Genomic DNA, 26,285 nt, shown 5'->3' with positions numbered 1-26,285 from the left:
GTCCCTAAAAAGTGGCTGCTCCTTTTTTTATTGTTTATAAATTTGCACATGGGTTTTGCTGCTTATATTCTGGTTCCCATGGATGCCGAAACCCAGAAAGACCACCTCAAAGCCTATGGAATTACTTATTGGGTGCTCAGTAAAAATGAAAAAGTAAAATGGCTGCTGAATTATCGTGGCGGCTCTTTTTTAATGCCCGATACGGAAGAAATACGAAAAGAGTGCCAAATACGAGGCGTTTCTTTTGAAGTAATATCCGATTCCAAAACGGAACAAATGTTAAAGGAAATAAGCAGTCCGTCCAAAAATCAAGAATCGGTTATCCTTGAAAAAGCTCCTAAAATTGCGGTGTATTCTCCAAAAGGAAACCTGCCATGGGATGATGCAGTAACTATGGTGCTTACCTATGCTGAAATTCCCTACGATATTGTATACGACCGCGAAGTATTGCAGGGAGATTTGTTGTTATATGATTGGTTGCACCTTCATCACGAAGATTTTACTGGACAGTATGGGAAATTCTACGGAGCTTACAGGGCGACGCCTTGGTATATCCAAGAAAAGAAAGAAGCAGAAGCACTGGCCGCAGAATTGGGGTATGATAAAGTATCCGAAGAAAAGCTGGCCGTAGCCTTAAAGATTAGAGATTATGTAGTAGGTGGTGGCTTTATGTTTGCCATGTGTTCGGCTACCGATAGTTTTGACATTGCCCTTTCTGCAGAAGGAGTGGATATATGCGAACCCATGTTCGATGGCGACCCTTCCGCACCTAACTATCAAAACAAAATAGACTTCTCAAAAACGTTTGCTTTTGAGAATTTCTTGTTGGAACGAAACCCAATGGAATATGAATTTTCTTCTATTGATATGACTTCGAAGAGACGTTCCGTAAAAAAAGAAACCGATTATTTTACGTTGATGGAGTTTTCAGCCAAATGGGATCCAATTCCAACGATGCTTTGCCAGAACCATACAGCTTTGGTAAAAGGTTTTATGGGTCAAACTACAGCTTACGATCCCAATACTATTCGCCCTACGGTTCTAGTGATGGCAGAAAACAAAGTGAACGGCGAAGCTCGATACATTCACGGCATTAAAGGAAAAGGTTTTTTTACTTTTTACGGTGGACACGACCCTGAAGATTATCAACATAGGGTTGGTGATCCTAAAACAGAACTTTCTTTACACCCCAATTCTCCTGGCTATCGCCTTATACTTAATAATGTGCTATTTCCAGCTGCCAAGAAGAAAAAACAGAAAACATAAGTTACTATTTTCTACACACCCACTCCTTTGTTTTCAATAAACTGATAGTCAAAAGGATAGAGCATTCAATCTTCAATAATACTATTTTATCATTCTATTATCATATTGATAATTAAGTCTTTAATTATCGATAATATGTCAATTTTTCCCGATAAAATTTATTAACTATACAATGACCAAGGATTTTTGTAGAATAAAATAACTACTAAAAATCCATACCCTACGATAAAATAGACACCAAAAACTTACTAAAACCTATTTTATCTAGAAACCAACATCATTAACTGTAAACTTAAATTATTTATTATGAAAAAAATTACTTTCAGTTTTAAAAAATTGATTGGAATTGCGCTTATGTGGTGCATTCCTTTGCTAGCTTTCGGGCAGGCAATTAACACCAAAAAGAACTACATCCGTGTAGATCAATTTGGATATTTTGAAGAAGCGACCAAAATAGCTGTTATCGCTAAAGCGGTCAATGGGTTTAACTCCGGAGCGGGAATCAACCTAGACATCAATGTAAATGTCAAATTAAAGAATGCCAATAACAACAATACCGTATTTCAAGCAAAGGCAACTGTTTGGAATGGAGGTAACACGCACGGACTCTCTGGAGACAGGGGCTGGTGGTTTGATTTTTCTTCCTATGAGACGCCGGGGGATTATTATATTCAGGTTACCGAAACTGGAGGGAATACGGTAAACTCCAATACCTTCGAAATAAGTAACAATGTCTATGATGATGTGTTGCGGGCTGCTGTGGAAATGTTTTACTACCAAAGGGTAAGCATAGACAAAACGGCTGCTTACGGTTCTGGAGCTGATTGGACGGATACCTCTTGGTACACCAAAGCCAACCAAGACAACAATGCCAAATACCTCTACAGTTCAGAAAGAAGAAATGTAAGTAAAGGTTGGATTGATGCCGGAGACCCAAATAAGTATATCACTTTTGCTCTTGAACCTGTTCATAATTTATTGACTACCTATGAACAACACCCTGGTTTTTGGGATGATTTCACGCTACGTATTCCTGAAAACAACAATGATTTACCTGATATTTTAGATGAAATTAAATGGGAAATCGATTGGATAAAAAACATGCATCGAAACGATGGTAGTGTGCACAGCAAAGCAGGGATAAAAGAAGATTTTAATTACATCTCGCCGCCCAGTACTGATACAAGAGAGCGTTACTATGCGCAAACTTGTCCAGTTGCCTCGGTGGCAGCCGCAGGTATGATGGCACATGCTGCGCTAGCGCTAGATGATTTTCCATCGCAATCTTCTTATGTTTCCGATTTAATTACAAGAGCTGAAAAATCATGGGATTATTATAGTAACTCACCAGATAAGGATGCGGTTTGCGACAACGGCGAAATAGAAGCTGGTGATGCCGATGGTTCAGGGAATCATTATTTGGTAGAGAATGTGGCCGAAGCTGTTTGCGCAGCTGTATACCTGTATGCCGTAACCGGAAAATCTAAATACAATGATTTTGTAAAGAATAACTATGCCCAGGCAAGGGCTTTTGTTTCGGGTGATTGGGGTATTTATCGGTCCAACCAAAGTGAAGCAATTTTGTTTTATACCACGCTTCCCAATGCCGATAATGCAACAAAGACTGCTATTCTAAACAAGAAAACAGGAAAGAACACTGAGTCCCCAGGACTACATACCATTAGTGATAACGCTGATTTTTACAGAATCAATCCGTTTTATCTCAATTGGGGAAGTAACAGTTTAATTGCCAGACAAGGTTCCGATACATATGATTTTATTAATTACAATCTGGAAACTTCCCAGCACAGCAATTACCAAAAAACCACCGACGGAATCTTACATTATTTTCATGGGGTAAATCCGCTCGGACTGTGTTATTTAACCAATATGTACAGCTACGGTGCAGAGTTGTGTGTGGATCAATTGTGGCACACATGGTTTTTCGTAGATGATAAATACGATGGTGCGCCAGACCCATCGCAAGGAATCGTGGGGCCTGCTCCTGGGTTTATGACAGGAGGCGCCAATCCACAAGCCAATGGAAGTACGGTTATTACGTTAAACGGAGTTCGATATGGCAGTGCTACCTTAGGTAACCAGCCATCTTTAAAAGCCTTCGCCGATGAAAACAAATATATCAATGTAGAAAATCAAAGTCCTTTCGCCTTGGTGGAACCTGCTATTTACTATCAAAGTGGGTATATAAAATTCTTAGCAAATTACGTTGCTACTGTTGGTGGCGGTTCTAACCCTCCAGGAAACAATGACAGCGGGGAATTCGAGATTGAAAATGTTTTTCAAGTAGTGAATGAGGCGGGCAGTAACAATACCGTTGGCCCCGACACCTACAATCCTAATGCTAGTGCCGGAGTGCATGTAAGGTTATTTGACACAAACGATGAGCTGTCTTTTCCATTTACCGTAAACCAGTCGGGGGACTATAAAATTGATATTCGTTTGCGAGTTGGGGAAGCTTCTGGAACTACTTCTAATTTGGCGGGACAATATGAAATAAAAGTGAATGGCAATGTATCTAGTTTCTCGTTGGATAATAGTTCTATTTCCGCACTGGACTTGGATACGTACTGGGGGAATTTAACGAACACGGTGTCTTTGAGTGCAGGAACGCATACCATAAATATTCGTGCCAAGGCCAATTGGCTAAAGGCAGATAAATTTAGCTATGCGCTGCAAAATAGCGTGCCGGATCCCGAACCGAGCTCACCGGTATTTTTCATTAAGAATAAGCAGACAGGGAAATATTTACGGGCCGAAAATAGCAGTGTTGGCGCTAAAATTCAGGTGGCTGCGAATGACAACTCCAATATTTTCAAATGGGAAAAGGTAACAACTTCCGATGGTTATTTCTTTCTGAAGAATATAGAAACAGGAAAGTATTTTAGACCAATTACCACGAGTGATGGTTCCTTAATGGAAGCTCAAAACACCACTGCAAACGGAACTAGAACTCAGTGGATAGAAGTTTTGTCTCCGGATAACACTAATTTTTATTTGAAAAACAGGGATTCCCAAAAATATATCCGTCCACAAAACGGGAACGCGGTCTCCGATGTAGAATTGCGACCAAGTTCGTATACAGGCGATTGGACCCGATGGTCTTACGAACCCGCTACGGTAACACCGCCAAGTGGAGATATTGTAATTCGTGCCGCCGGCGATTGTGGGATTGAAGATATGGAGTTACGTGTTAATGGACAAGTAGTAAAATCCTGGCAAAATGTGGGAACTTCTTTCGCTAATTATACTTACAGTGGTTTTACCAGCGGAAGTATATCCGTTCACTTTACGAATAATGATAATCCTGAAACAGGCTGCAGCGATAAAAACTTAACAGTTGATTGGATTGAAGTCTGCGGAAACCGATTGCAAACAGAAACGGAAGCTACGGAGAACTCCGATTGCTGCCAAAGCGTTCCAGATAAACTATTTACCAACGGTAATTTCGATTTTGGTTCGCGTAGCTGTAATGCTTCCAGCGCAAGAAGCAGTTCTGAAACAACCGAAGAAGTTTTGGTATTAGAGAATGAAGAAGAAACGATTGCCGATGGGATATTTATGTATCCAAATCCGGTAAAAGACGGTGTTTTAACCATTTCTTCTGAAGATAGAATACACGTAACCATTTATGATCTCAGTGGAAAACCAGCAATTTCGCAAGAAAATGTAAACGGAGAACAGGCCTTGAATGTAAGTAAACTGAATCCTGGAATCTATATTGTTACCGTTATTTCCCAATCCACTGGGGAAAAGCATACCACCAAAATTTTAATCGAGTAAATTATCTTTTGATTGGAAAACAAACACACCAATGTTTTGACAATCAGAATTGACTTTTTAAGTAGATAGTTAGCTTGCTTAAAGTTGAAGGCTGCCCATTTTTAGGGCAGCTTTCTTATTTTAAATAGAGTTTTATTTAGGATAATCGTTATCATGCTATTCTCAATTTGGAAATATTGAAGAAGAACATCAACTTTGCTCTATGGAATTTTATCAAACAGAAATAAGGCTAAAAGCGCAAAAAAGAGGGTTTCACCTCATTACAGACGAGATACTTCGGGCATTTCCCGAAATAAAAAATATTACTGTTGGTCAGTTACAGGTTTTTATTAAACATACCTCTGCCAGTCTTACGGTAAACGAAAACGCAGATCCTACCGTACGCACCGATTTTGAAAGCCACATGAACCAAATGGTTCCCGAAAATGCGCCTTACTATATCCACACTTATGAAGGACCCGACGATATGCCAGCACACATAAAAGCATCTTTAATGGGGGCTTCTGTCCAAATTCCCATTTCCAATGGGCGCCTGAACTTAGGTACGTGGCAAGGAATCTATCTTTGCGAACACCGTGATCATGGAGGTGCTAGAAAGGTGGTGATTACTGCTTTCGGGAATTAAGCGTTACGCTTCTTTCGCTTCGATAAGTTGATTAAGGATATATTCAACTCCGTTTTCATCGTTGCTTTTTGTTTGGTATTTTGCTGTTTTAACCACGTTTGGATGAGCATTTTTCATGGCGTAGCTAAAATCTGCCAGTTCCAGCATTTCCAAATCGTTGTTATAATCTCCAAAAACCATTGTTTCTTCTTTGGTAACCCCTAATTTCTCCTGAAGTAATTTTAAGGCATACCCTTTATTTGCATTGGGATGCGAAAGGTCTAACCAGTTTTTTCCTGATACTTTTACTTGTAACGAATCTTCGAGGTGCTTTACGGAAGGATAAATGTAATCTTCAGAACTTTCAAAATGGTACACCGCGATTTTTACTAGTTCTTTTTTATCAACACTGGTAAGGTCTTCTACCAATTCATAAGATGTGTAGAATTCATTAAAAAAATCGATAAAGCCTTTGTCTTTCGTTTCGATGTAAGAGGTTGATGTGCCGCATAAAACGACAAATACATCCTCAATATCACGAAGTAGGGCAATTAGCTCATCGGTGCGTTCTGCAGGTAAATTGGTAACCAGTAATTCCTCATTTCCCTGTTTTGCTAGTCCGCCATTCTCAGCGATTACAGTGATATCATCAGAAATGGTTTTAAGCTTATTGATAATACTATTGTATTGCCTTCCGCTTGCTGCAGCGAAATGGATGTTGTTTTGGCGTAATTTTTTAAACAATTCAAAAAAATCATTGCTTACTTCCCCTTTGCTATTAAGCAGGGTGCCATCCATATCGGTTACTACCAATTTTACTTTAGATAAATCCATATTTAAAAATAATAAGCTGCAAATGTAATGTTTATACGCTAATTTGACGTTAATTGTTTGTTAGGATGAGGTTGTTTTTCTTTTAGATGTTGGGTGCTGGTTCGCGCTTCCTTATTCTTTGTTCTTTGTTCTTTGCTCTTTGTTCTTGTTTCTTGGTTCTGCCTTGCGTTAGCGATTGCAGCAAGCTACCGTGTAGCGCGGAAAGCGCGACCCGAGGAAGCGATAGCGGACTTGGGGAACGCCCAAGTAATACCACTTATGATTAGAATTTACCGTAATAAAACACTTTTTTTTCCTTTCTAGTTCATTATAAAAAGAAACCGTAACTAAGGCTATGCTTTATTTTTCTAATTCCTATAAAGAAAAAAATATCATTTTCTTTTACAGTAAATTCTAAGCACAAATGGTATAAAAAAAATCCGATCTTAAAAAAGACCGGATTTTTATAAGCGGATAATATATTGTTAAACGTTAACTCACTAAATGGGAGCTTATTTTACTTTCTCAACGATTGCTTTAAAAGCTTCTGGGTGGTTCATTGCTAAATCGGCTAAAACCTTACGGTTAAGTTCGATATCTGCAGCTTTTACTTTCCCCATAAACTGAGAGTAAGACAAACCGTGCAATCTGGCACCTGCATTAATACGGGTAATCCACAAAGCGCGGAACGTTCTTTTCTTATTTCTACGGTCTCTGTACGAGTATTGCATCGCTTTTTCAACCGCATTTTTGGCTACTGTCCAAACGTTTTTACGTCTTCCGTAGTAACCTTTTGCTTGCTTCATCACCTTTTTTCTTCTTGCGCGTGAAGCTACTGAATTTACTGATCTTGGCATAATTTTACTTTTTTGTAGCAGGCGGTCGAAAAATCGACACTTTGTTTCACAACTTTTTACTTTCTGTGTGGCCTGACTCCAGGGTTAAACAATTTAAATTGAACCTAAAGAACTGATTACTTTAAACGTAATTGTTCTTTGATACTTCCCTCATCTGCTTTGTCTACTAAGGTAGAGTGAGTAAGGGCTAGCTTACGCTTTTTAGACTTCTTTGTTAAGATGTGACTTTTAAAAGCGTGCTTTCTTTTAATTTTACCAGTTCCTGTAAGCTTAAAACGCTTTTTGGCACTGGATTTTGTTTTCTGTTTAGGCATAATCCTAATATTTATTAATTATCTCGCTTATTCTTTTTTATTCCTTTGGATAGTAAAACTTCGTACCTCGTACTTTTAACTTTGTACTTTTGACTTTGTGCTTTATTTGGTTTTCTTAGGAGCGATGAACATAGTCATACGCTTACCTTCCAATTTAGGCATTTGTTCCACTTTTCCGATATCTTCCAATTCTGATGCTAAACGAAGCAACAGGATTTCTCCTTTATCTTTATAAACAATCGAGCGTCCTTTAAAGAATACATAGGCTTTTAATTTAGCGCCTTCTTTCAAGAACTTCTCTGCGTGTTTCTTTTTGAATTCGTAGTCATGATCGTCTGTATTTGGCCCAAAACGAATCTCTTTTACAACTACTTTAGAGGCTTTCGCCTTCATTGCTTTCTCCCGTTTTTTCTGCTCGTAAAGGAACTTTTTATAGTCCATTACCTTACAAACAGGGGGTTTAGCATTGGGTGAAATCTCAACAAGATCCAAACCCAGTTCTTCAGCTTTTGCTAAAGCTACTTTGGTTGGGTAAACATCCATTTCCACATTATCCCCTACCAGTCTAACTTCTGGCACACGGATTTCCCTATTGGTTCTGTGTGGGTTTTTTATCTCTCTTCTTTGAGCGTTTCTGTTAAATCTTTTAATTGCTATGGCTTATAAATTTTAATTAAACTTTATTTAATATATCAAAACTTCTTTAATGTACGATTGATTTCTGAATTTATCAAATCTGAGAACTCATTTATTGATATAGTTCCTATGTCGCCTTCTCCGTGTTTCCTTACAGAAATAGTACCATCTTTTTCTTCTTGCTCCCCTACAATCAGCATATACGGGATTTTCTTCATCTCTGCGTCCCGTATTTTCTTACCGATGGTTTCGTTTCTGTTATCTACGAGGGCGCGAATTTCGTCATTTTCCAATAAATTTAAAACTTTTTCGGCATATTTTTCATATTTCTCACTGATAGACAATATAATAGCCTGCTCTGGCATGAGCCACAATGGGAAGTTTCCTGCGGTGTGCTCCAAAAGTATAGCAATAAAGCGCTCCATGCTGCCAAACGGCGCACGGTGTATCATTACAGGTCGGTGCAACTTATCGTCGCTTCCTTTGTAGTTTAAGTCGAAACGTTCTGGTAAATTGTAATCTACCTGAATGGTTCCCAGCTGCCAACTTCTGCCAAGGGCATCTTTCACCATAAAGTCTAATTTCGGACCGTAGAAAGCTGCTTCGCCAGTTTCAATTACATAATTTAGACCTTTCTCTTTTGCTGCGGAAAGAATGGCATTTTCTGCTTTCTCCCAATTCTCATCCTTACCAATGTATTTATCGGGGTTTTCAGGATCTCTCAGCGATACTTGTGCCGTAAAGTTTTCAAAACCTAAAGAACCGAAAACATACAATACTAAGTCGATAACGTTTTTAAACTCTTCATCCAATTGGTCCGGTGTACAGAAAATATGGGCATCGTCTTGTGTGAATCCGCGAACCCTTGTTAGTCCGTGTAACTCCCCACTTTGCTCATAACGATAAACGGTACCGAATTCTGCATATCTCTTCGGTAATTCTTTATAACTCCATGGACGTGCATTGTAAATTTCGCAGTGATGCGGACAGTTCATTGGTTTCAGTAAAAACTCTTCGTCCATTTTTGGAGTGTGGATAGGTTGAAAACTATCTTCCCCATATTTGGCATAATGTCCGGAGGTTACATACAGCTCTTTTTGACCGATATGCGGTGAAACTACTTGTTCATAACCTGCTTTTTTCTGGGCTTTCTTTAAAAAGTTCTCCAAACGTTCGCGTAAAGCGGCGCCTTTTGGTAGCCATAAAGGTAAGCCTTGACCTACTTTTTGAGAAAATGTGAAAAGTTCCAATTCTTTTCCAAGCTTTCTGTGGTCACGCTTTTTTGCTTCTTCTAAAAGCTCTAGATATTCTTTTAAATCTTTTTGCTTCGGAAAGGAAATCCCATAAATACGGGTAAGCTGCGGTTTGTTTTCATCACCACGCCAGTACGCACCAGCAACCGACAGTAATTTGATCGCTTTTACGATTCCTGTATTCGGGATGTGCCCTCCGCGACAAAGATCCGTAAACGTATCATGGTCGCAAAAGGTAATAGTTCCGTCTTCAAGGTTTTCAATAAGTTCCACCTTGAATTCGTTCCCTTGTTTTTTATAGAAATCTAGTGCCTCTGCTTTGGTGACAGCGCGCATCTTATAATCATGTTTTCCACGAGCGATTTCCAGCATTTTAGCTTCAATGGCAGAAAAATCCTTTTCAGAAATACTATGCTCCCCTAAATCTACATCATAATAAAAACCATTGTCAATAGACGGTCCAATAGTAAGTTTTACTCCAGGGTACAATTCCTCAAGGGCTTGTGCCATAATGTGGGAAGTAGAGTGCCAAAAGGCCTGTTTCCCTTCGTCATCGTTCCACGTATAAAGCGTAAGACTTCCGTCGGTGGTTAATGGGGTTACCGTTTCTACTTTGGTGCCATTAAAGTTTGCAGAAATTACATTGCGGGCTAAACCTTCGCTAATGCTTTTTGCCACATCCATTGGAGTTGCATTTTTTTCAAACTCCTTAACCGATCCGTCGGGTAAAGTAATCTTAATCATTATATACGTTGTTTTTCAGTCTGCAAAGATAAGTCGAAGTCTTTACGCGTACAACTGTATTTTTGGTTGGTTTGCATAATTGTTTTTTAAGAATATGTCAAGTTTGAACGGTTTAATAAGTGGAAGTTTAAGCGTTCTAAAAGTTGTGCTTTGAAACTTATAAATCGAAGCTTAAGAGGTGTCATGTATTTATAACTGCTAGAACGCTCGTTTTCAGTAAGCAATCAAATAACCAAATTATCAACTTATCAAATTAAAAAGCTATAATTCCGAAGTGTACAAATTAAGCGGTCCGTTAATTAAATATTAATAAAAACGAGTTGAAAAGTTAAATTTTTGTTGTGATTTAATAAATTTTGCCTATTTTTAGTAAAAATTTTAACATCTAAAAGATTTTGGAAATAGGTCTAGTACATACTGTTACGCATTGCAAGCCACTTTCTCTTCAGGGGTTGCAGCCTATTTTTGATTGTTAGGGATTTTCTTTTACCCCTAGCAAATTTTGCCGATTGTTTTAGTTCGGCGTTTTCCCTTAACTTAAATTCACTCTTTGTTGTAATACCATTTTTATATGTATCGCACCAATTTAAATTACGCAACCACACCAAACCTTTTATGTAAGTCGCTTACATTAAAAGGTCTTCAGCCAATTTTTGACTGTTAAAAACATTCTTTCTTAAGTCTCGTAAAGTGCTTTTTTACAAAAGCGCCAATCGACTTATTGTTCTATATGCATGTTCTATTCTGAACGACGCATGTTCTAGTATTATATCTAAATTTTAATCAAACTATCTTAAAATGAAACTACCAAATTATTTAATTATTTGTTTGTTGATGTGTTTTGTAGTAACGGCATCGTATTCGCAACGCGTCATTACGGGCTCTGTTGTGGATCAAGACACACAAGAACCTTTATTGGGAGCCAATGTTGTAGTTCCTAATTCAACTCAAGGTGTTGTAACCGATTTCGATGGTAATTTTTCTATCGATGTTCCTGAAACCACCACTTCGTTGGAGGTATCTTATATTGGTTATGAATCTAAAACTGTAACCCTTACTGAAAAAAATGAATATCAAATTTCTCTGAGTCAGGGAGAAGTGCTTGATGAAGTTGTTGTGGTTGGGTATGGTACCCAATCGGAAAAAGACGTTAGTAGTAGTATTCAAACTATAAAAAATGATGATGTTGCTAAAATACCGACATCCAGTTTTGAAAATACTATTCAAGGACAGACGCCGGGGGTTAATATTGCAGCTTCCTCGGCAACGCCCGGTGCTGCCGTAAATGTAAATATCCGTGGGGTGTCCTCTATTTCAGCGAGTAGTCAGCCTTTATTTATTGTAGATGGGGTGCCGCTGGTTTCCCGAAATAATTCTGCTTTAAATAGCAATATTCAGCCAGCCAACCCAATCGCAGATATTAGCCCTAGTGATATTGAATCGATAACCATTCTTAAAGATGCTGCTGCTGCTTCCATTTATGGTTCTAGAGGAGCGAATGGAGTTATTTTGATAAAAACTAAAAGAGGTTCGCAAGGAAAAACTTCGGTAGATGTTGGGTATTATACTGGTTTCTCAACAATAACAAATACTCCAGAAATGGTGAACAGTACTAAGTTCAAGGAGTTTTTTAATACAGCTGCGGAATTTGACGGCTTGGGACCAGATTACTTCGATTGGATTGATACTTCAAATGGAGTGAACACTGATATTTATGATGAAATTTTAAGAACCGGAATTACCCAAAACCTGGACGTAAGTGTAAGTGGAGGTTCTGAAAAAACAAAATTCTATTTAAGTGGAAACTATTTCGATCAGGAAGGGATTCAAATCGGACAAGGATTTAAGAGATTGAGTTCAAGAATAAATCTTGATCATAAAATTAGCGACAACTTAAAAGTTGGAACCACGACTTTTATCAGTAGAGGTGACCATGAAAGAACAATCAATGAAAATGATGAATTTGGGGTGATTACCAACGCTCAAGGGTGGGATCCAACGGCTCCTATTTTTGATGAGGACGGAAATTACACCAATCCTTTTGATTACAATACATGGTGGCCGTTGGAAAACCCAGTTTACATTGCAGAAGAGTATGTAAATACTTCTAGAAGTACTCGTATACAGTCATCTAATTTTATAGAATGGGATTTGGTTCCAGACTTAACATTTAGATCCGCTTTTTCATTGGAGTATTCTAATTTTGTAGAAGAATCTTTTGTGCCGGTAGGATCCAACAAAGCGCCTAATGGAGAGGCTATATTTGCAACGTATGAAGAAACTACTTGGCAGTGGGAAAATACGTTGAATTACAATAAAATATTTGGTGGTGTTCATGCATTTGATCTTACAGCAGGTTGGACATTGCAAGAAACAAAAGCACAATTTTCAGATCAATCAGGAGTTGGTTTTGCAACGAATAACACAGCCAGTATTTCTGCAGCGGGAACTATTTTAACAAGTACCTCGGGGAAAAATCAATTCGGATTGCAGTCTTTCTTCGGAAGAACAAATTACACGTTTGATAACCGTTATATTTTCTCATTTACATTAAGAGCGGATGGTTCTTCCCGTTTTGGAGAAGACAATCAGTACGGTTATTTCCCATCGGGATCTGTAGCTTGGCGATTGAATCAAGAAGACTTTTTTGATGTAGAAAGCATTTCAAATTTGAAGTTTAGAGCTAGTTACGGTATTACCGGAAACCAAGAAATTTCTTCAAACTGGGTAGGAACTTACTCCTTAAACGCAAACTACGATGGTACGCCAGGTACCGCGCCAAATCGATTACAAAATAGTGATTTAGGGTGGGAGCAAACCAAGCAGTTTAACGTTGGTTTAGACTTTGGAATGTTCAATCAACGCGTAAGCTTTACAGCGGATTATTTTAATAAGCAAACAGAAGATTTGTTGCTGAGTGCTAATGTATCTGGGTTAACAGGTTTTGGTTCCGTATTTAAAAACATTGGTGAAATTCAGAATACAGGTTTTGAATTCAGTGTAAATGCAGGTGTGATTGAGGGTGATGGCTTCAACTGGAATACAGGGTTTAATATTTCGTTCTTGGATAATGAGATTAAAAGCCTGTTAAATGACGGTGAAATAATAGGAAGAAACCATATTTTAAAGGAAGGTGAAGCAGTAAGTACTTTGTTTTTAATAGAATACAATGGGGTTGATCCTCAAACAGGGGATGCCTTGTTTACCGATGTTAATGGTGATGGAGAAATTGATTTTGACGACAGACAAATTGCGGGAAGCGCGCTACCAAGTTATTTTGGTGGATGGACAAACAATTTCTCCTATAAAGGATTTAGCCTAACTGCTAACTTTCAGTTTTCAGGAGGAAATAAAATATTTAATCAAAGTAGACACGTTTACGACAACTTTGGTTTCACCAGAAGTGGTATTCCTTATGCCAACATAAGCGAGCGTGTGTATAATAATTACTGGAGAGAGCCAGGTCAAATTACAGATGTTCCTAGACCTTCAACGGAAGCTGGACAATTACAACGTTTCAGTTCGCAGTTTTTGGAAGATGGGGACTACATCCGCTTAAAGACCTTACGTTTAGGGTATAACATTCCGAAGAACATTTCAGATAAACTCGGCTTAAGCAACTTATTGCTTTATGTACAAGGTCAAAATGTATTTACCATTACCGATTACTTAGGTTTTGATCCGGAAGTTTCTACCAATACGGCCAGTCAAGGGGATTTGAATGTATTACAAGGTGAAGATTTTGGAACCTTAGGGCAGGCAAGAACTATTACCATTGGTTTAAATACATCATTTTAATAACTACTGAATTTTATAAAGATGCAAAAGATAAATATTTGGCTTTTAGCTACAGCAATATGCCTTTTTGTTTCACTGCAGAGTTGTAGTGAGGTTTTAGAGGTAAATCTAGATGACGAAGTGCCTTCTGAAGAGGCAATAACAGATCAGATTTCATTGAATTCTGCCGTTGTAGGATTGTATGACATTCTACAGAGCGGAACCTATTACGGCGGAGAATTTACATTGGTCCACGCCGTTACGGGAGGTATAGGAGATGCTTCTGGTTTTCGCGAGCGTTTTATCGAATTAGAAAATGCAAAAATTCCTACTACAAACCTTTACATTGAAAGTGCTTGGATTGATGCGTATGCGGTTGTAAATGCTAGTAATTTAATTCTAAATAAAGCTGAAGAATTACAAATAGACGATGCCAATGCTATTGGTTCCGGTCATTTTTTGAGAGCATTAGGTCTTTTTGATGCATTACGTCAATTTGGACAATTTACGGATATGAATTCTGAATTTGGTATACCTGTCTTCACTAATTACATTGGTGCAGACGAAGCTTTAACAATTCCAAGAGCCTCCGTATCAGAAGCGTATCAACAAATTATTTCAGACCTTTTGATGGCAATCGATATGTTGGACTATAGCGATAACAGATTTTTTGCTTCAAAAGCAGCAGCCGAAGCGTTATTGGCGAGAGTGTATTTATACCAAGGGGAATATGCCATGGCCGAGCAATACGCCGATGCGGTAATTAGTAATGGGGATTATGATTTAAATAGAGATTACAATGATATTTATGACGTTGAAGGTTCTTTGGAAGCTATTTTGGAACTTCAATTTTTAGATACCGACGGGAATAGCCTTACATCATTTTTGTCTATTGGAACACCAGAAATTTCTGCTAGCTATGATGATTTCTATGTGAATATGGCAGATGACGACGATCCGAGGGGTGATAAATATTACGACGATGGAAGAGTAGTTTTTGTAGATAAATACGGGACCAATGATGGTGAAGTAAGTGCCAACGCAATTCTAATAAAACTATCTGAAATTTATTTAATAAAAGCAGAAGCGCAAGCAAGACAAACACCCAATAACTTAACCGATGCTATCGAAACCCTAAACATGGTGCGCACAAGATCGCTGCCAGGCATGCCTATTACAGCTGCCGATGCACCAAATTACGATGCCTTTGTAGATGTTCTTTTGGAAGAAAGAGCAAGAGAATTAGCTTTTGAAGGGCACCGCTGGTTTGATGTTGTGCGTTTGGAAAAGGCAGAAGAAATTTTAGGGATCGAATCTTTTAGAACGGTGTATCCAATCCCCCAATCGGAAGTTGCTATTTCCGGAGGAGTCATTGTTCAAAATCCTGGGTACTAGATACCCACCCCAAACCTATAGTCGGGAAGCCTTTTAGTTTCATGTTTCGTAAAAGGCTTTCCCGACTTAAAACATCGTTTAGAGAATTAAAATTCGTTTTTGATTCTTTTCTTATTAATCCCTCATAAAAGACACAGCCTACGTTGCTTGTTTAGTGGTAGGATGGATCGTGGACGTTGAACGTCTTATTGAGTTGAATTATAATATTTAGAATGAGTAAAAAGCAAAAATTTTCGTTGTGCATACATGGTGGTGCAGGAGTGATAAGTAAAGAGGAACTTTCCGATAAAGAGAAAAAAGCAATCGTGAAAGATCTGAAAAAGAGCCTTACGGCAGGAGAAAAAATCCTTGAAAAAGGAGGAAGCGCCGTAGATGCGGTTTGCGCTGCGGTTGAGGCTTTGGAAAACAGCGCCTATTTTAATGCAGGAAAAGGGTCTGTATATGCTAGAAGCGGAAAACATTTCTTGGAAGCTTCCGTAATGGAAGGAGCCACTTTACAAGCAGGTGCGGTAGCTAATAGCGAACGGGTTAAAAATCCGGTGTTGTTTGCCAAGGAACTTTTGAAAAATAAAGATGTGGTTATGATGTCTGGAACAAATGCCGATGTTTTTGCTGAAAAATTAGGTTGTGAAATGGTAGAAAACCAGTATTTTGACAACGATTTCAGAAAGAAACAATGGGAGCAGGCGAAGGAATTATCAGAAGATGCCATTTTTCTGGATCATTCAAACCTAAAAATGGGAACCGTAGGTGCAGTAGCAATTGATTCTGATGGAAATGTAGCCTCGGCAACTTCTACGGGAGGAATGACCAATAAATTAGATGGACGTGTTGGAGACACAGCAATTATAGGATGCGGTACTTATGCCAATAATAAAACTTGTGCCGTTTCTTGTACGGGAATTGGCGAGTTTTTTATTCGGGCTACAGTTGCCTCCACAGTTTCCAACTTAATGGAATACGGACAACTTTCTTTGGAAGAAGCGTCTAAAATCGCCATTCATGAACACCAGGGAAAAATGGGTGGTGAAGGCGGACTCATAGCCGTGGATAAAAATGGTGGCTTTACAATGCCGTACAATTCCGGCGGGATGTATCGTGGTTTTGTAACAGATTCCGATAAGAAAGTTTTCATCTGGGATGATGAAGAATAAAACTTAAAAAGCAAATTATGAAACTCTCAAAATGGTTTAGAGTACTTTTATTGTGTTTTGTTTTTTTTAGCTGTGAAAGTAAAAAAGCAGATTTAAATGAAACGCTAGCTGATGAAAAATTGAAAGTTGAAAATACTGCAAAAGGAAAGCTATTCATTATCGGTGGTGGTAAAAGACCTCCTGAGTTGATTCGAAAGCTTCTTACTGTTAGTGATTTTACTTCGGAAGATTATTTGGTGATTCTTCCTATGTCTAGCAGCGAACCGGATTCTGCGGTGTATTATGCTTCTAAACAATTTTTAGAGTTAGGCATTTCCGAAGAAAAAATAAAGGGATACAATTTTCAGAAAGAAAATAATAATCCAAATTGGATTGACTCTCTAGAACAGGCAAAGCTCATTTATATTTCTGGCGGCGACCAAACTAAGTTTATGGATGTGACACTAAATACGCCTATTCAAAAAGCAATAAAATCGGCTTATGAGAAAGGGGGTATCATTGCAGGAACGAGTGCAGGCGCAGCAGTAATGAGTAAAAAAATGATTACTGGAGATGAGTTTAAACATCCAGAATACACGGGTGACTTCAAAACCATTGAGGCAGATAATATTGAGATTGTAGAAGGATTGGGACTTTTGGAAAATGCAATTATCGATCAGCATTTTATTCAGCGTATGCGTATGAACCGTTTGCTAAGTGTAGCGTTGGAGCATCCACGGGAAACAGCCATAGGGATAGATGAGTCTACCGCAATTATTGTGGAAGGCGACTCTGCCACGGTAGCTGGGAAATCCCAAGTGATTGTAGTAAAAAACAAGGCTACTAAAATTCAGAAACAGAACGGACTACTGGGTGGTGATTCCCTTCAAACCCAAGTAGTTTTGCCAGGAAAAAAATTCAGTTTAAGAAACCACTAAATAGTGCACAAATGCAACTAAAGAAATTTCCAGACACGATTACCATTATTCTTGTGATAAGTCTTTTTTTTATTGCACTTACATGGATTGTTCCAGCCGGAGAATTTGATACGGCTGTAGTTGATGGAAGAGAAGTGATTGTAGCGGGTTCTTACAAAGAAGTTGCCCCTAAACCGCAGGGAATTGCCGCTTTTTTAACGGCTCCCATTAAAGGTTTTAATGCTGCATCCTTTGTAATTGCATTTGTATTCTTGGTAGGGGGTGCATTTTCAGTAATTACTTACACGGGCGCTATAAATGCAGGCTTGTACCGAATAATCACCTTCGGAAAGAAATATCCACAATATAAAAAAGCAATCTTAGCAGGAATTACCGCATTGTTTTCCTTAGCGGGAGCTACTTTTGGGATGAGTGAAGAAGTATTGGTGTTTATTTTAATTACCATTCCTCTAGCAAAAGCGATGGGCTATGATGCTTTATTGGGAACAGCCATTCCAGTTTTGGGAACGGGTGTTGGTTTTGCGGGCGCAATTACAAATCCGTTTACCATTGGTATTGCACAGAGTATAGCTCAAATTGCAATTTTTAGCGGAATTGAATACCGATTAATAGTGTGGGTTATTTTAACTTCCATTGCATGCATTGCCATTGTTCGTTATGCTGCTAAGTTGGATAAAGATCCGAAGAATAGTTTGCTAATAAATCAGGAAAACCAAGAAGAAGAAAATTACGAAACTGCTGATTTCCCTGAATTGAATTCGTCAAGAAAATTGATATTGATTACTTTTTTTCTTGCGTTGGTTTTGCTCATCATTGGAGTGGTTTATTTTGAATGGTATATCAATGAAATAGCGGGCTTGTTTATTGGACTTGCAATGGTTTCAGCCTTTATTTTTAAAATTCCAATTAACAAAGCAATTGCCGTTTTTATTGATGGTGCCAAAGAAATGATGACGGCCGCCTTGGTCATCGGCTTGGCAAAAGGATTATTGGTCATAGCTCAAGATGGAAAGATTATAGACACTATTTTAAATGAAGTCGCTTTGGTCGCAGGAAATATGCCCAAATTTGTTTCTGCAGAATTGATGTTTGTTTTTCAATGTTGCTTAAACTTTTTTATTCCTTCTGGTTCGGGACAGGCAGCTTTAACAATGCCCATTATTGCTCCTTTAAGCGATTTAATTGGTGTGAGTAGGCAAGTAGCTGTGCTGGCTTTTCAAATGGGGGACGGATTAACAAATGTAATTGTGCCAACCAGCGGGGTTACCATGGGCGCTTTGTCTATTGCAAAAATCCCATACAACAAATGGTTACAGTGGATTTTACCAATTTTCATATTGTTGGTTATAGTTGCAATGCTGTTGATGTTGCCACCGCTACTATTATTTAGTTGGTGATTTTTAAAAAACTGAACTACTTTAATGACTCATAAATAGGAATATAAATGTCAGGTCGAGCGCAGTCGAGACCACATTTTACATGCTTGAAGCCTAGATTACCTCTCGACTGCGCTCGAGGAGAAAGTAAATTAAGTAAGACAGATTACGGATATTCGAATAAAAAATTAATTTAAAACAATATGAAGATGGATTATTTAAGAATGATGTTTTTAATGATAGGAATTTTAGTTATTTCCTGCTCTTCAGGAGGAGAAGACGAAACACAAACGACTCCAGAACCGGATCCGCCGGTAGCATCAAAAGATTATGTGTCGTATGTTACGGGAAGTGAAACTGATAAAAAAACGACGCCGAAAGGAGGAATTTGCCTAATGGGAGGCGCGACAGAAAACGACCGTGCCATGAAATGGTTTTTAAACCGTGCCGATGGTGGTGATGTTTTGGTGTTGCGTACTTCTGGAAGTGACGGCTATAACAACTACATGTTTTCAGAGTTAGGAGTCGATCTAAACTCTGTAGAAACCATTGTTTGCAAGAATGCAAAAGCTAGCGATGATGATTATCTACATACGCAAATTAACAATGCAGAAGCCATTTGGTTTGCAGGCGGTGATCAATGGGATTATGTTTCGTTTTGGAGAGACACAAAAGTAGCGGAACTCATTAATAAAGCCATTACGGAAAGAAATATAGTTATTGGCGGTACCAGCGCCGGAATGGCCATTCAAGGAGGGTTTTATTATTCGGCACAACGAGGGTCGGTAAAATCAGATGAAGCGTTGATGAATCCTTATAATCAGGATATGACAATTGGAAACGAAGAATTTATAGATAATAAAATTCTTGCTGAAGTAATTACCGATACCCATTATGACAATCCTGATCGGAAGGGTCGTCACGTAGCTTTTCTTGCAAGAATTCGTAAAGATAACGGTGTTGCAGGAAAAGGAATCGCATGCGATGAATATACGTCTGTATGTATTGATGAAAAGGGTTTGGCTACCATCTATGGAGGAGCACCTGATTATGATGACAACGCTTATTTTATTCAACCAAATCCAGAAATTGAAAACAATGCACCAGAGGTTTGTGAAGATGGGGAACCTTTGGAATGGAATAAAAATAGCAAAGCATTAAAAGTATATGCAGTAAAAGGCACCAATGACGGTAACCACACCTTCAATCTTAACGATTGGCAAACAGCTAATGGAGGTGAGTGGCAATATTGGTATGTGGAAAATGGTGAGTTAAAGGAATAAGCTTCTCTTGGAACGGGTAAGCGATAAATAAAATAAGATAGGTTTTATGGGAACTAAACATTCCTACTAAATTTTTCAAATAAGACTGGATTTTTCAGTTTCAGATTTTAACCAACGCTCTTATGAGTTGTTAGAAAATCTGTACACATTTTTATTAACCTTTTAAATCTTACATTATGAAATCATTCTTAAATGTTACGCTTGCCTTTTTATGTATTGTAATCTGCTCTTGTTCCGAAGAGCAAACCGAAGAAGCAACTTTAAACCCGGCCTTTGCTACGACTTCCAACAATTACACATCCTATAAAGTTGGAAGCACCAACGATAAGACTACAAGTCCCCAAGGAGGAGTCTGCTTAATGGGTGGTGCTACAGAAGATGATAATGCCATGAAATGGTTCTTAAACCGCGCAAAAGGTGGTGACGTTTTGGTTTTAAGAACCTCTGGAGACGATGGCTACAATGATTACTTTTATTCTGATTTGGGTGTAAATCTCAATTCTGTGGAAACCATTGTTTTTCATAATGGCAATTCCAGTTCAGACCAAAATGTGCTGAATAAAATAAACAAAGCAGAAGCCATTTGGTTTGCTGGTGGTGACCAATGGGATTATATTTCCTTTTGGAGAAATACACCGGTGGCGACGGCCATAAACAATGGTATTAACAATCGCAATATTGTTATTGGGGGTACAAGTGCCGGAATGGCAATCCAGGGTAAATTCTATTATACTGCCCAGAATGGGTCTGTGACTTCAAACGAAGCGCTAAGAAATCCTTACGATAATTATGTTACTATAAGTAATTCAACATTCATCCAAAATGATTATTTGACCGATGTTATTACCGACACGCACTATGATAATCCAGATCGAAAAGGGCGCCATGTGACATTTTTAGCGCGAATGGTTAAGGATTATGGAATTAGGGCAAAAGGAATTGCCTGTGATGAATATACCTCTGTTTGTATTGATGAAAAGGGTTTGGCTACCATTTATGGGGGAGCACCTGATTATGATGATAACGCGTATTTTATTCAACCAAATCCAGAAATTGAAAACAATGTACCAGAAGTTTGTGAAGATGGGGAACCTTTGGAATGGAATAAAAATAACAAAGCACTAAAAGTATATTCTGTAAAAGGTACTAATGACGGTAACCACACCTTCAATCTTAACGATTGGAAAACAGCTAATGGTGGTGAGTGGCAATATTGGTATGTGGAAAATGGTGAGTTAAAGGAATAAGCTTTTGAGTAACTCTAGATTTTATAGCTCAAAATTAAAGCCCTTTTGGGTAAGCTTTTCATATATGGCGGGATCAAACTTGTAGAGTTTGGCAGCTCGATGGGAAACGTCTTTTTGTTTTTCCTTTAGATCTACCAACAATTTCATTTTTAAAATTTTTCTTCGGAAGTTCGGTTTGTCCAATTCAACATTTAAGATTTCCTGATAGAGTTGCATCAATTGCAGCAATGTAAATTTTTCAGGAAGCAAATTGAAACCGATTGGTGCTTGTCGCACTCTGTTTTTCAATTGATTCAAGCTGTAATCAAGAATTTCCCGGTGATCATAAATAAGTTCGGGGATTTCATCAAGTTGGTACCATTTAGCGTCGGAAGCAGTAAATCCAGCTTTTACATCGTAGTCATCTTTTTTTATCAAAGCGTAATAACCAACGGTAATTACCCGGCCGAGAGGGAATCGCTCTGGATCGCCAAAAGCTTTAAGTTGCTCCAAATACACATCCGCTATACCTGTAAGCTCAAACAATAATCTATTGGCAGCTGCATCGATACTTTCATCTTCTTTTATCCATCCTCCGGGAAGACCCCATTGTCCTTTGCTTATTCCTTCGGCATGCTCAACCAATAAGACTTCCAATTTACCTTCGTTAAAACCAAAAATAACGCAGTCAATTGTAATGGCATTCATTACTTTTTGTTCGGTGATTTTTCCCGACTCTCTATCGATGAATTTCTTGATCATTTGTACGGTAGGTGATATTTATGCATAGATACGAAATTATTTATATATAGCTGTTTTCACTAAACTTAGTACAACTTTTGGTGGTTTTACACGTAAAACTTTGATAAAGATAAAATAATTAATTAGTATTGTAGTCATATTTACCATAAGTTGTTTTCTGAATAGCTTTTTTTATATCGGAACTATGTATTTTTTAGGAATAGATTTAGGGAGTTCATCAATTAAACTATCGGTTTTAGATGCTGAAGCGGGAAAATCTGTGGCATCGGTAACCGTGCCCGATTTTGAATTGGAAATAAATGCTCCCCAAGACGGTTGGGCCGAACAAGACCCTCAAATGTGGTGGCAATATGTTAAGGATGGAATCGTAAAGTTAAGAAATGAAGAAGGTGTCGATGTAAAAAAGATACAAGCTGTTGGGATTGCCTATCAAATGCACGGACTGGTGCTGGTGGATGAAAACTTAGCTCCTGTGCGTTCTTCCATAATTTGGTGTGATAGTCGGGCCGCTCAAATTGGTGATGAAACCTATGAAAAAATGGGTGCTAAAGACTGTCAGGAAAAAATATTGGGCAGTCCGGGAAATTTTACTGCCTCCAAACTAAAATGGGTAAAAGAAAACCAACCTGAAATTCTGGCGAAAGCTAAATATATGATGTTGCCTGGTGATTTTATTGCCGCAAAATTGTCTGGGGTAGCCCAAATAAGTACTTCTGGATTATCAGAAGGAGCCTTATGGAATTTTAAGGAAAACCGCTTGGCGACTGAAGTCCTTGAAGCAATGGATTTGCCAAGTTCCCTTATTCCTGAAATCGTTCCCAATTTTGGAAAACAAGCAAAAATTAATCCAGAAGTCGCAAAAGAACTGGGACTTTGCGAAGATGTATACATTACGTATCGCGCAGGAGATCAGCCCAACAATGCTTTATCACTTAATGCCCTCAATCCAGGTGAAATTGCAGCCACGGCGGGAACTTCTGCAGTGGTTTACGGAGTGAGTCAAACCGATGATTACGACGTAAACAACCGAATCAATACCTTTCTTCATGTAAATAACGCAGAGAATTTTAAGCGGAATGGAGTTATGGTATGCATCAATGGTTCGGGGATTTTGTATCAATGGTTGCGAAAAATCCTTTCCGAAGACAAAAAAGAATTGATAGATTATGAAAAGCTGAATTCTTTGGCTTCAGAAAGTGAAATAGGAGCGAAAGGCTTGCTTTTTTATCCTTTCGGAAATGGAGTGGAACGGATTTTTAATAACAAACCTGCCTTTTCAGGACTAAAAGGATTGAATTTCAACATTCATCAAAAAGAAGATTTGGTGCGTGCTGCTTGCGAAGGAATTGTTTTTGCATTGAATTACGGTTTTGAAATCATGCGAAACGTTGGTGTAGAAGGAAAAGTGGTAAGAGCAGGAAAAGCAAACCTGTTTTTAAACCCGATATTCAGGGAGATATTTGTAAATACCACCAATACTATTTTAGAATTGTATAATACCTCAGGAAGCGAGGGAGCCGCGAGAGGAGCCGCTTACGGATTTGGATACTTCTCCAGCCTAGAAGACGCTTTTAGCGGATTAGAGTGCGTAGAACGTACAACACCAGACCCAGATTTGGTTAAGGAATACAGAAAAGTATATGAAACTTGGAAAAACGGCATTAGTTAGCCCGTTTTAATAATACATTAAAAACAAATAAAAACTGAAGAGATGAAATCAACTTACTTTAAGAATATAGACAAAATAAAATATGAAGGCAGGGAAAGTGATAATCCATTAGCCTTTAAATGGTATGATGAGAATAAGGTAGTAGCGGGAAAAACTTTGAAAGAGCATTTACGTTTTGCAACTGCATATTGGCACACATTCAACAACAAAGGAGGTGATCCTTTTGGTGCACCAACCGAAACTTTTGAGTGGGATAAAAGTGATGATCCTGTTCAAAGAGCCAAAGATAAAATGGATGCCGCTTTTGAATTTATGAGTAAGTTGGGAACTCCATATTACTGCTTTCACGACGTGGACGTGGTAGATGAGGCTCCTTCGTTAAGCGAGTTCGAAGACCGTATCCAGCAAATGGTTTCATATGCAAGGGAGAAACAAAAAGAAAGTGGAATTAAGCTGTTGTGGGGAACTTCCAATTTGTTCAGTAACCCACGCTATATGAATGGTGCAGCTACCAACCCAAATTTTGATGTCTTAGCGCATGCTGGTGCTCAAGTTAAAATAGCAATTGATGCTACTATTGCCCTTGGCGGAGAGAATTACGTTTTTTGGGGTGGAAGAGAAGGTTATATGAGCCTTTTAAATACCGATATGGGTAGAGAATTAGATCATTTGGGGAATTTCTTGTCCATTTGTAGGGATTATGCTAGAAAACAAGGGTTCAAAGGGAACTTTTTAATAGAGCCGAAACCTATGGAACCTACAAAGCATCAATACGATTTTGATGCGGCAACTTCTTTAGGATTTATAAATAAGTACGGTTTGCAGGATGATTTTAAACTGAATATTGAAGTAAACCATGCTACCCTCGCCGGACATACTTTTGAACATGAATTACAAGTAGCCGCGGATAATGGTATGTTAGGAAGCATTGATGCGAACAGAGGTGATTACCAAAATGGTTGGGATACCGACCAATTTCCAGTAAATATTCAAGAGGTTACCGAAGCTATGTTGGTAATTCTTCAAGCGGGAGGCTTACAGGGAGGAGGAATAAATTTTGATGCAAAAGTAAGAAGAAACTCTACTGATTTGGAGGATAAATTTATCGCTCATATTTCGGGAATGGATACATTCGCGCGCGGACTTATTGCTGCAGATTACATTTTACAAAACACCGACTACCAAAAGCTTAGAAAGCAACGATACGAAAGCTTTGATAGTGGTAACGGAGCCAAGTTTGAGAACAAAGAGTTAACTCTGGAGCAGCTCAGCGAAATAGGAAAATCTAACGGTGAGCCTAAGCAGTTAAGTGGAAAACAAGAGCTTTTTGAGCAGATCATTGCCAATGCAATTTAATCTGTGCATTAGTTTTCAATATTTAAGGGGCGGTTTAAAATATAGTTTTAATCAGTAATTAAAGAATCCTTATCCCCAGAATAGTAATCAAAAGCTCCGAGAGCAGGAGCGTAGGTACGGAGCGACGCGGAGTTTTGATTTCGATTTTTCGACTTTATGGTCGAAGAAATTCCTTGGATAAGGCGCCGTTTTCTTTGTTTCGTTTCTTTTGGGCGAGCAAAAGAAATGAAAGGGTTATCTTTGAAACGAAGAATACTATGATTAATAACGTAAAGTTAAGCTATAGCCGATGATTACAATAAAATGGGGTTAATCTTTTTAAGATTAACCCCATTCCATTTTTGTGCCTGTATTACATTTTACGCAATTAGGTTCGCCAATTAATTTACCGTTCTTATCAAATTCATATTGGCAACATTCACTAAGTTTTTGCTTTAAAATTTCCTTGGCTCTTCTAACTCTTGCCTTTACATTTTCTAAACTTATGTTGAGGAAAATAGCAGCGTCTTTTTGCTTTTCACCTTTTATGTAAACCAATTCAATAACTTCTCTGTAAACTTTGGGTAAATCGTTTATAAAAGAATCAAAACAGCATAAATGTGCTTGATTCTCTGGTGGCGTTTCTTTTCCCTCGTTAGATTTTTCTACGTACATAGCCTCTTTTTTAAAATGATTGGCTATTTCGTTACGTGCTATTTGAAACGCCCAAGCCCTTGCTTTTTCTGTATTTTCAAGGGTGGATAAATTTCTGTGGATTTTTACAAATGTATTTTGGAAAACATCGTTGGAAGCATGTTTGTCTTTCATCTTTTTTAGGATGAAAAAGTACAATTCATCATTCAACTCATTCCATATTTGCTGTGTTTCCATATTCAAAAATAAAAAACCTTAACAACAATCACATTTGCTGCAGGTGCAATTTGTGCATGGGCAATTATTTGCTGAGCAGTTAACGCAGTTACAATTTTTACAATCGCAATTAGTACAGTTACAACTTTTCATAATAGTAAATTTTATTGTTCTTCAGTAAGTAGACTGAGAAACTTTAAAAAGGATACATTTTTATTCAAAAAAAATAATAG

General features: G+C 38.2%; 19 protein-coding genes. 12 read left to right on the top strand and 7 right to left on the bottom strand.

Annotated features, from left to right (window positions below; genetic code table 11):
* The first annotated feature begins 48 nt into the window (after window positions 1-48).
* From NDQ75_RS00515 to NDQ75_RS00505, 3 genes are all read left to right on the top strand, one after another.
* A complete protein-coding gene (locus NDQ75_RS00515) occupies window positions 49-1,266 on the top strand; it encodes an asparagine synthetase B (protein WP_202028816.1) in 1,218 nt (405 codons plus the stop codon).
* A gap of 306 nt (window positions 1,267-1,572) precedes the next feature.
* Window positions 1,573-5,067: a glycoside hydrolase family 9 protein gene (locus tag NDQ75_RS00510; RefSeq protein WP_202028815.1), complete on the top strand. Its 3,495-nt coding sequence runs from the start codon at window positions 1,573-1,575 to the stop codon at window positions 5,065-5,067.
* 202 nt (window positions 5,068-5,269) lie between these two features.
* Window positions 5,270-5,692: a secondary thiamine-phosphate synthase enzyme YjbQ gene (locus tag NDQ75_RS00505; RefSeq protein WP_202028814.1), complete on the top strand. Its 423-nt coding sequence runs from the start codon at window positions 5,270-5,272 to the stop codon at window positions 5,690-5,692.
* 3 nt (window positions 5,693-5,695) lie between these two features.
* Here the strand turns inward: NDQ75_RS00505 and NDQ75_RS00500 are convergent, their stop codons facing one another.
* The 5 genes from NDQ75_RS00500 to thrS form a co-directional block, all read right to left on the bottom strand.
* Window positions 5,696-6,505, bottom strand: a complete 810-nt coding sequence (locus NDQ75_RS00500; protein WP_202028813.1) for an HAD family hydrolase — start codon at window positions 6,503-6,505, stop codon at window positions 5,696-5,698.
* A 491-nt stretch (window positions 6,506-6,996) separates the two neighbouring features.
* Window positions 6,997-7,341: a 50S ribosomal protein L20 gene (gene rplT / locus NDQ75_RS00495; RefSeq protein ID WP_202028812.1), complete on the bottom strand. Its 345-nt coding sequence runs from the start codon at window positions 7,339-7,341 to the stop codon at window positions 6,997-6,999.
* Between the two features lie 116 nt (window positions 7,342-7,457).
* On the bottom strand, window positions 7,458-7,655 hold the full coding sequence (gene rpmI / locus NDQ75_RS00490; protein WP_202028811.1) for a 50S ribosomal protein L35: 198 nt from the start codon (window positions 7,653-7,655) through the stop codon (window positions 7,458-7,460).
* A 102-nt stretch (window positions 7,656-7,757) separates the two neighbouring features.
* Complete coding sequence (gene infC, locus NDQ75_RS00485; RefSeq protein ID WP_317191292.1) at window positions 7,758-8,270, bottom strand: translation initiation factor IF-3; 513 nt, start codon at window positions 8,268-8,270, stop codon at window positions 7,758-7,760.
* A gap of 77 nt (window positions 8,271-8,347) precedes the next feature.
* Window positions 8,348-10,288, bottom strand: a complete 1,941-nt coding sequence (gene thrS / locus NDQ75_RS00480; protein ID WP_202028810.1) for a threonine--tRNA ligase — start codon at window positions 10,286-10,288, stop codon at window positions 8,348-8,350.
* Between the two features lie 798 nt (window positions 10,289-11,086).
* On the opposite strand from thrS, the gene NDQ75_RS00475 reads away from it, so the two are divergent.
* The 7 genes from NDQ75_RS00475 to NDQ75_RS00445 all read left to right on the top strand — a co-directional run bounded on the left by NDQ75_RS00475 (window position 11,087) and on the right by NDQ75_RS00445 (window position 21,437).
* Window positions 11,087-14,086, top strand: coding sequence for a SusC/RagA family TonB-linked outer membrane protein (locus NDQ75_RS00475; protein WP_202028809.1), 3,000 nt, complete (start codon window positions 11,087-11,089; stop codon window positions 14,084-14,086).
* Between the two features lie 21 nt (window positions 14,087-14,107).
* Window positions 14,108-15,460 (top strand): RagB/SusD family nutrient uptake outer membrane protein, encoded by a 1,353-nt coding sequence (locus NDQ75_RS00470; RefSeq protein ID WP_202028808.1) that lies wholly within the window; start codon window positions 14,108-14,110, stop codon window positions 15,458-15,460.
* Window positions 15,461-15,672: 212 nt separating this feature from the next.
* Window positions 15,673-16,614 carry an isoaspartyl peptidase/L-asparaginase family protein gene (locus NDQ75_RS00465; protein WP_202028807.1) on the top strand — a complete coding sequence of 314 codons (942 nt, stop codon included), beginning with the start codon at window positions 15,673-15,675 and terminating at the stop codon, window positions 16,612-16,614.
* Window positions 16,615-16,631: 17 nt separating this feature from the next.
* Window positions 16,632-17,531, top strand: a complete 900-nt coding sequence (locus tag NDQ75_RS00460) for a cyanophycinase (protein WP_202028806.1) — start codon at window positions 16,632-16,634, stop codon at window positions 17,529-17,531.
* 11 nt (window positions 17,532-17,542) lie between these two features.
* Window positions 17,543-18,928, top strand: a complete 1,386-nt coding sequence (locus NDQ75_RS00455) for a YfcC family protein (RefSeq protein ID WP_202028805.1) — start codon at window positions 17,543-17,545, stop codon at window positions 18,926-18,928.
* Window positions 18,929-19,116: 188 nt separating this feature from the next.
* The gene (locus NDQ75_RS00450) at window positions 19,117-20,190 is read left to right on the top strand and encodes a cyanophycinase (protein ID WP_242513685.1); all 1,074 of its coding nucleotides are present in this window, start codon (window positions 19,117-19,119) and stop codon (window positions 20,188-20,190) included.
* Window positions 20,191-20,366: 176 nt separating this feature from the next.
* Window positions 20,367-21,437, top strand: a complete 1,071-nt coding sequence (locus NDQ75_RS00445; protein ID WP_202028804.1) for a cyanophycinase — start codon at window positions 20,367-20,369, stop codon at window positions 21,435-21,437.
* A gap of 21 nt (window positions 21,438-21,458) precedes the next feature.
* Here NDQ75_RS00445 and NDQ75_RS00440 read toward each other — a convergent pair whose 3' ends face one another.
* Window positions 21,459-22,178 (bottom strand): NUDIX hydrolase, encoded by a 720-nt coding sequence (locus NDQ75_RS00440; RefSeq protein WP_202028803.1) that lies wholly within the window; start codon window positions 22,176-22,178, stop codon window positions 21,459-21,461.
* Window positions 22,179-22,362: 184 nt separating this feature from the next.
* On the opposite strand from NDQ75_RS00440, the gene NDQ75_RS00435 reads away from it, so the two are divergent.
* A complete protein-coding gene (locus tag NDQ75_RS00435) occupies window positions 22,363-23,847 on the top strand; it encodes a xylulokinase (RefSeq protein ID WP_202028802.1) in 1,485 nt (494 codons plus the stop codon).
* Between the two features lie 42 nt (window positions 23,848-23,889).
* Window positions 23,890-25,203: a xylose isomerase gene (xylA, locus tag NDQ75_RS00430; protein ID WP_202028801.1), complete on the top strand. Its 1,314-nt coding sequence runs from the start codon at window positions 23,890-23,892 to the stop codon at window positions 25,201-25,203.
* Window positions 25,204-25,527: 324 nt separating this feature from the next.
* Here xylA and NDQ75_RS00425 read toward each other — a convergent pair whose 3' ends face one another.
* Complete coding sequence (locus tag NDQ75_RS00425; protein ID WP_202028800.1) at window positions 25,528-26,073, bottom strand: sigma-70 family RNA polymerase sigma factor; 546 nt, start codon at window positions 26,071-26,073, stop codon at window positions 25,528-25,530.
* Window positions 26,074-26,285: the final 212 nt, after the last annotated feature.

Origin of the sequence: Galbibacter mesophilus (assembly GCF_023721415.1) — a bacterium.
GTDB lineage: Bacteria > Bacteroidota > Bacteroidia > Flavobacteriales > Flavobacteriaceae > Galbibacter > Galbibacter mesophilus.
This window is presented reverse-complemented; position numbering and strand designations above follow the sequence as displayed.

Bases quoted from the DNA above. Each gene is read 5' to 3' on its own strand.
- NDQ75_RS00515 (WP_202028816.1), top strand. From the start codon at position 49: ATGGGTTTTGCTGCTTATATTCTGGTTCCCATGGATGCCGAAACCCAG.
- NDQ75_RS00510 (WP_202028815.1), top strand. From the start codon at position 1,573: ATGAAAAAAATTACTTTCAGTTTTAAAAAATTGATTGGAATTGCGCTT.
- NDQ75_RS00505 (WP_202028814.1), top strand. From the start codon at position 5,270: ATGGAATTTTATCAAACAGAAATAAGGCTAAAAGCGCAAAAAAGAGGG.
- NDQ75_RS00500 (WP_202028813.1), bottom strand. From the start codon at position 6,505: ATGGATTTATCTAAAGTAAAATTGGTAGTAACCGATATGGATGGCACC.
- rplT (WP_202028812.1), bottom strand. From the start codon at position 7,341: ATGCCAAGATCAGTAAATTCAGTAGCTTCACGCGCAAGAAGAAAAAAG.
- rpmI (WP_202028811.1), bottom strand. From the start codon at position 7,655: ATGCCTAAACAGAAAACAAAATCCAGTGCCAAAAAGCGTTTTAAGCTT.
- thrS (WP_202028810.1), bottom strand. From the start codon at position 10,288: ATGATTAAGATTACTTTACCCGACGGATCGGTTAAGGAGTTTGAAAAA.
- NDQ75_RS00475 (WP_202028809.1), top strand. From the start codon at position 11,087: ATGAAACTACCAAATTATTTAATTATTTGTTTGTTGATGTGTTTTGTA.
- NDQ75_RS00470 (WP_202028808.1), top strand. From the start codon at position 14,108: ATGCAAAAGATAAATATTTGGCTTTTAGCTACAGCAATATGCCTTTTT.
- NDQ75_RS00465 (WP_202028807.1), top strand. From the start codon at position 15,673: ATGAGTAAAAAGCAAAAATTTTCGTTGTGCATACATGGTGGTGCAGGA.
- NDQ75_RS00460 (WP_202028806.1), top strand. From the start codon at position 16,632: ATGAAACTCTCAAAATGGTTTAGAGTACTTTTATTGTGTTTTGTTTTT.
- NDQ75_RS00455 (WP_202028805.1), top strand. From the start codon at position 17,543: ATGCAACTAAAGAAATTTCCAGACACGATTACCATTATTCTTGTGATA.
- NDQ75_RS00450 (WP_242513685.1), top strand. From the start codon at position 19,117: ATGGATTATTTAAGAATGATGTTTTTAATGATAGGAATTTTAGTTATT.
- NDQ75_RS00445 (WP_202028804.1), top strand. From the start codon at position 20,367: ATGAAATCATTCTTAAATGTTACGCTTGCCTTTTTATGTATTGTAATC.
- NDQ75_RS00440 (WP_202028803.1), bottom strand. From the start codon at position 22,178: ATGATCAAGAAATTCATCGATAGAGAGTCGGGAAAAATCACCGAACAA.
- NDQ75_RS00435 (WP_202028802.1), top strand. From the start codon at position 22,363: ATGTATTTTTTAGGAATAGATTTAGGGAGTTCATCAATTAAACTATCG.
- xylA (WP_202028801.1), top strand. From the start codon at position 23,890: ATGAAATCAACTTACTTTAAGAATATAGACAAAATAAAATATGAAGGC.
- NDQ75_RS00425 (WP_202028800.1), bottom strand. From the start codon at position 26,073: ATGGAAACACAGCAAATATGGAATGAGTTGAATGATGAATTGTACTTT.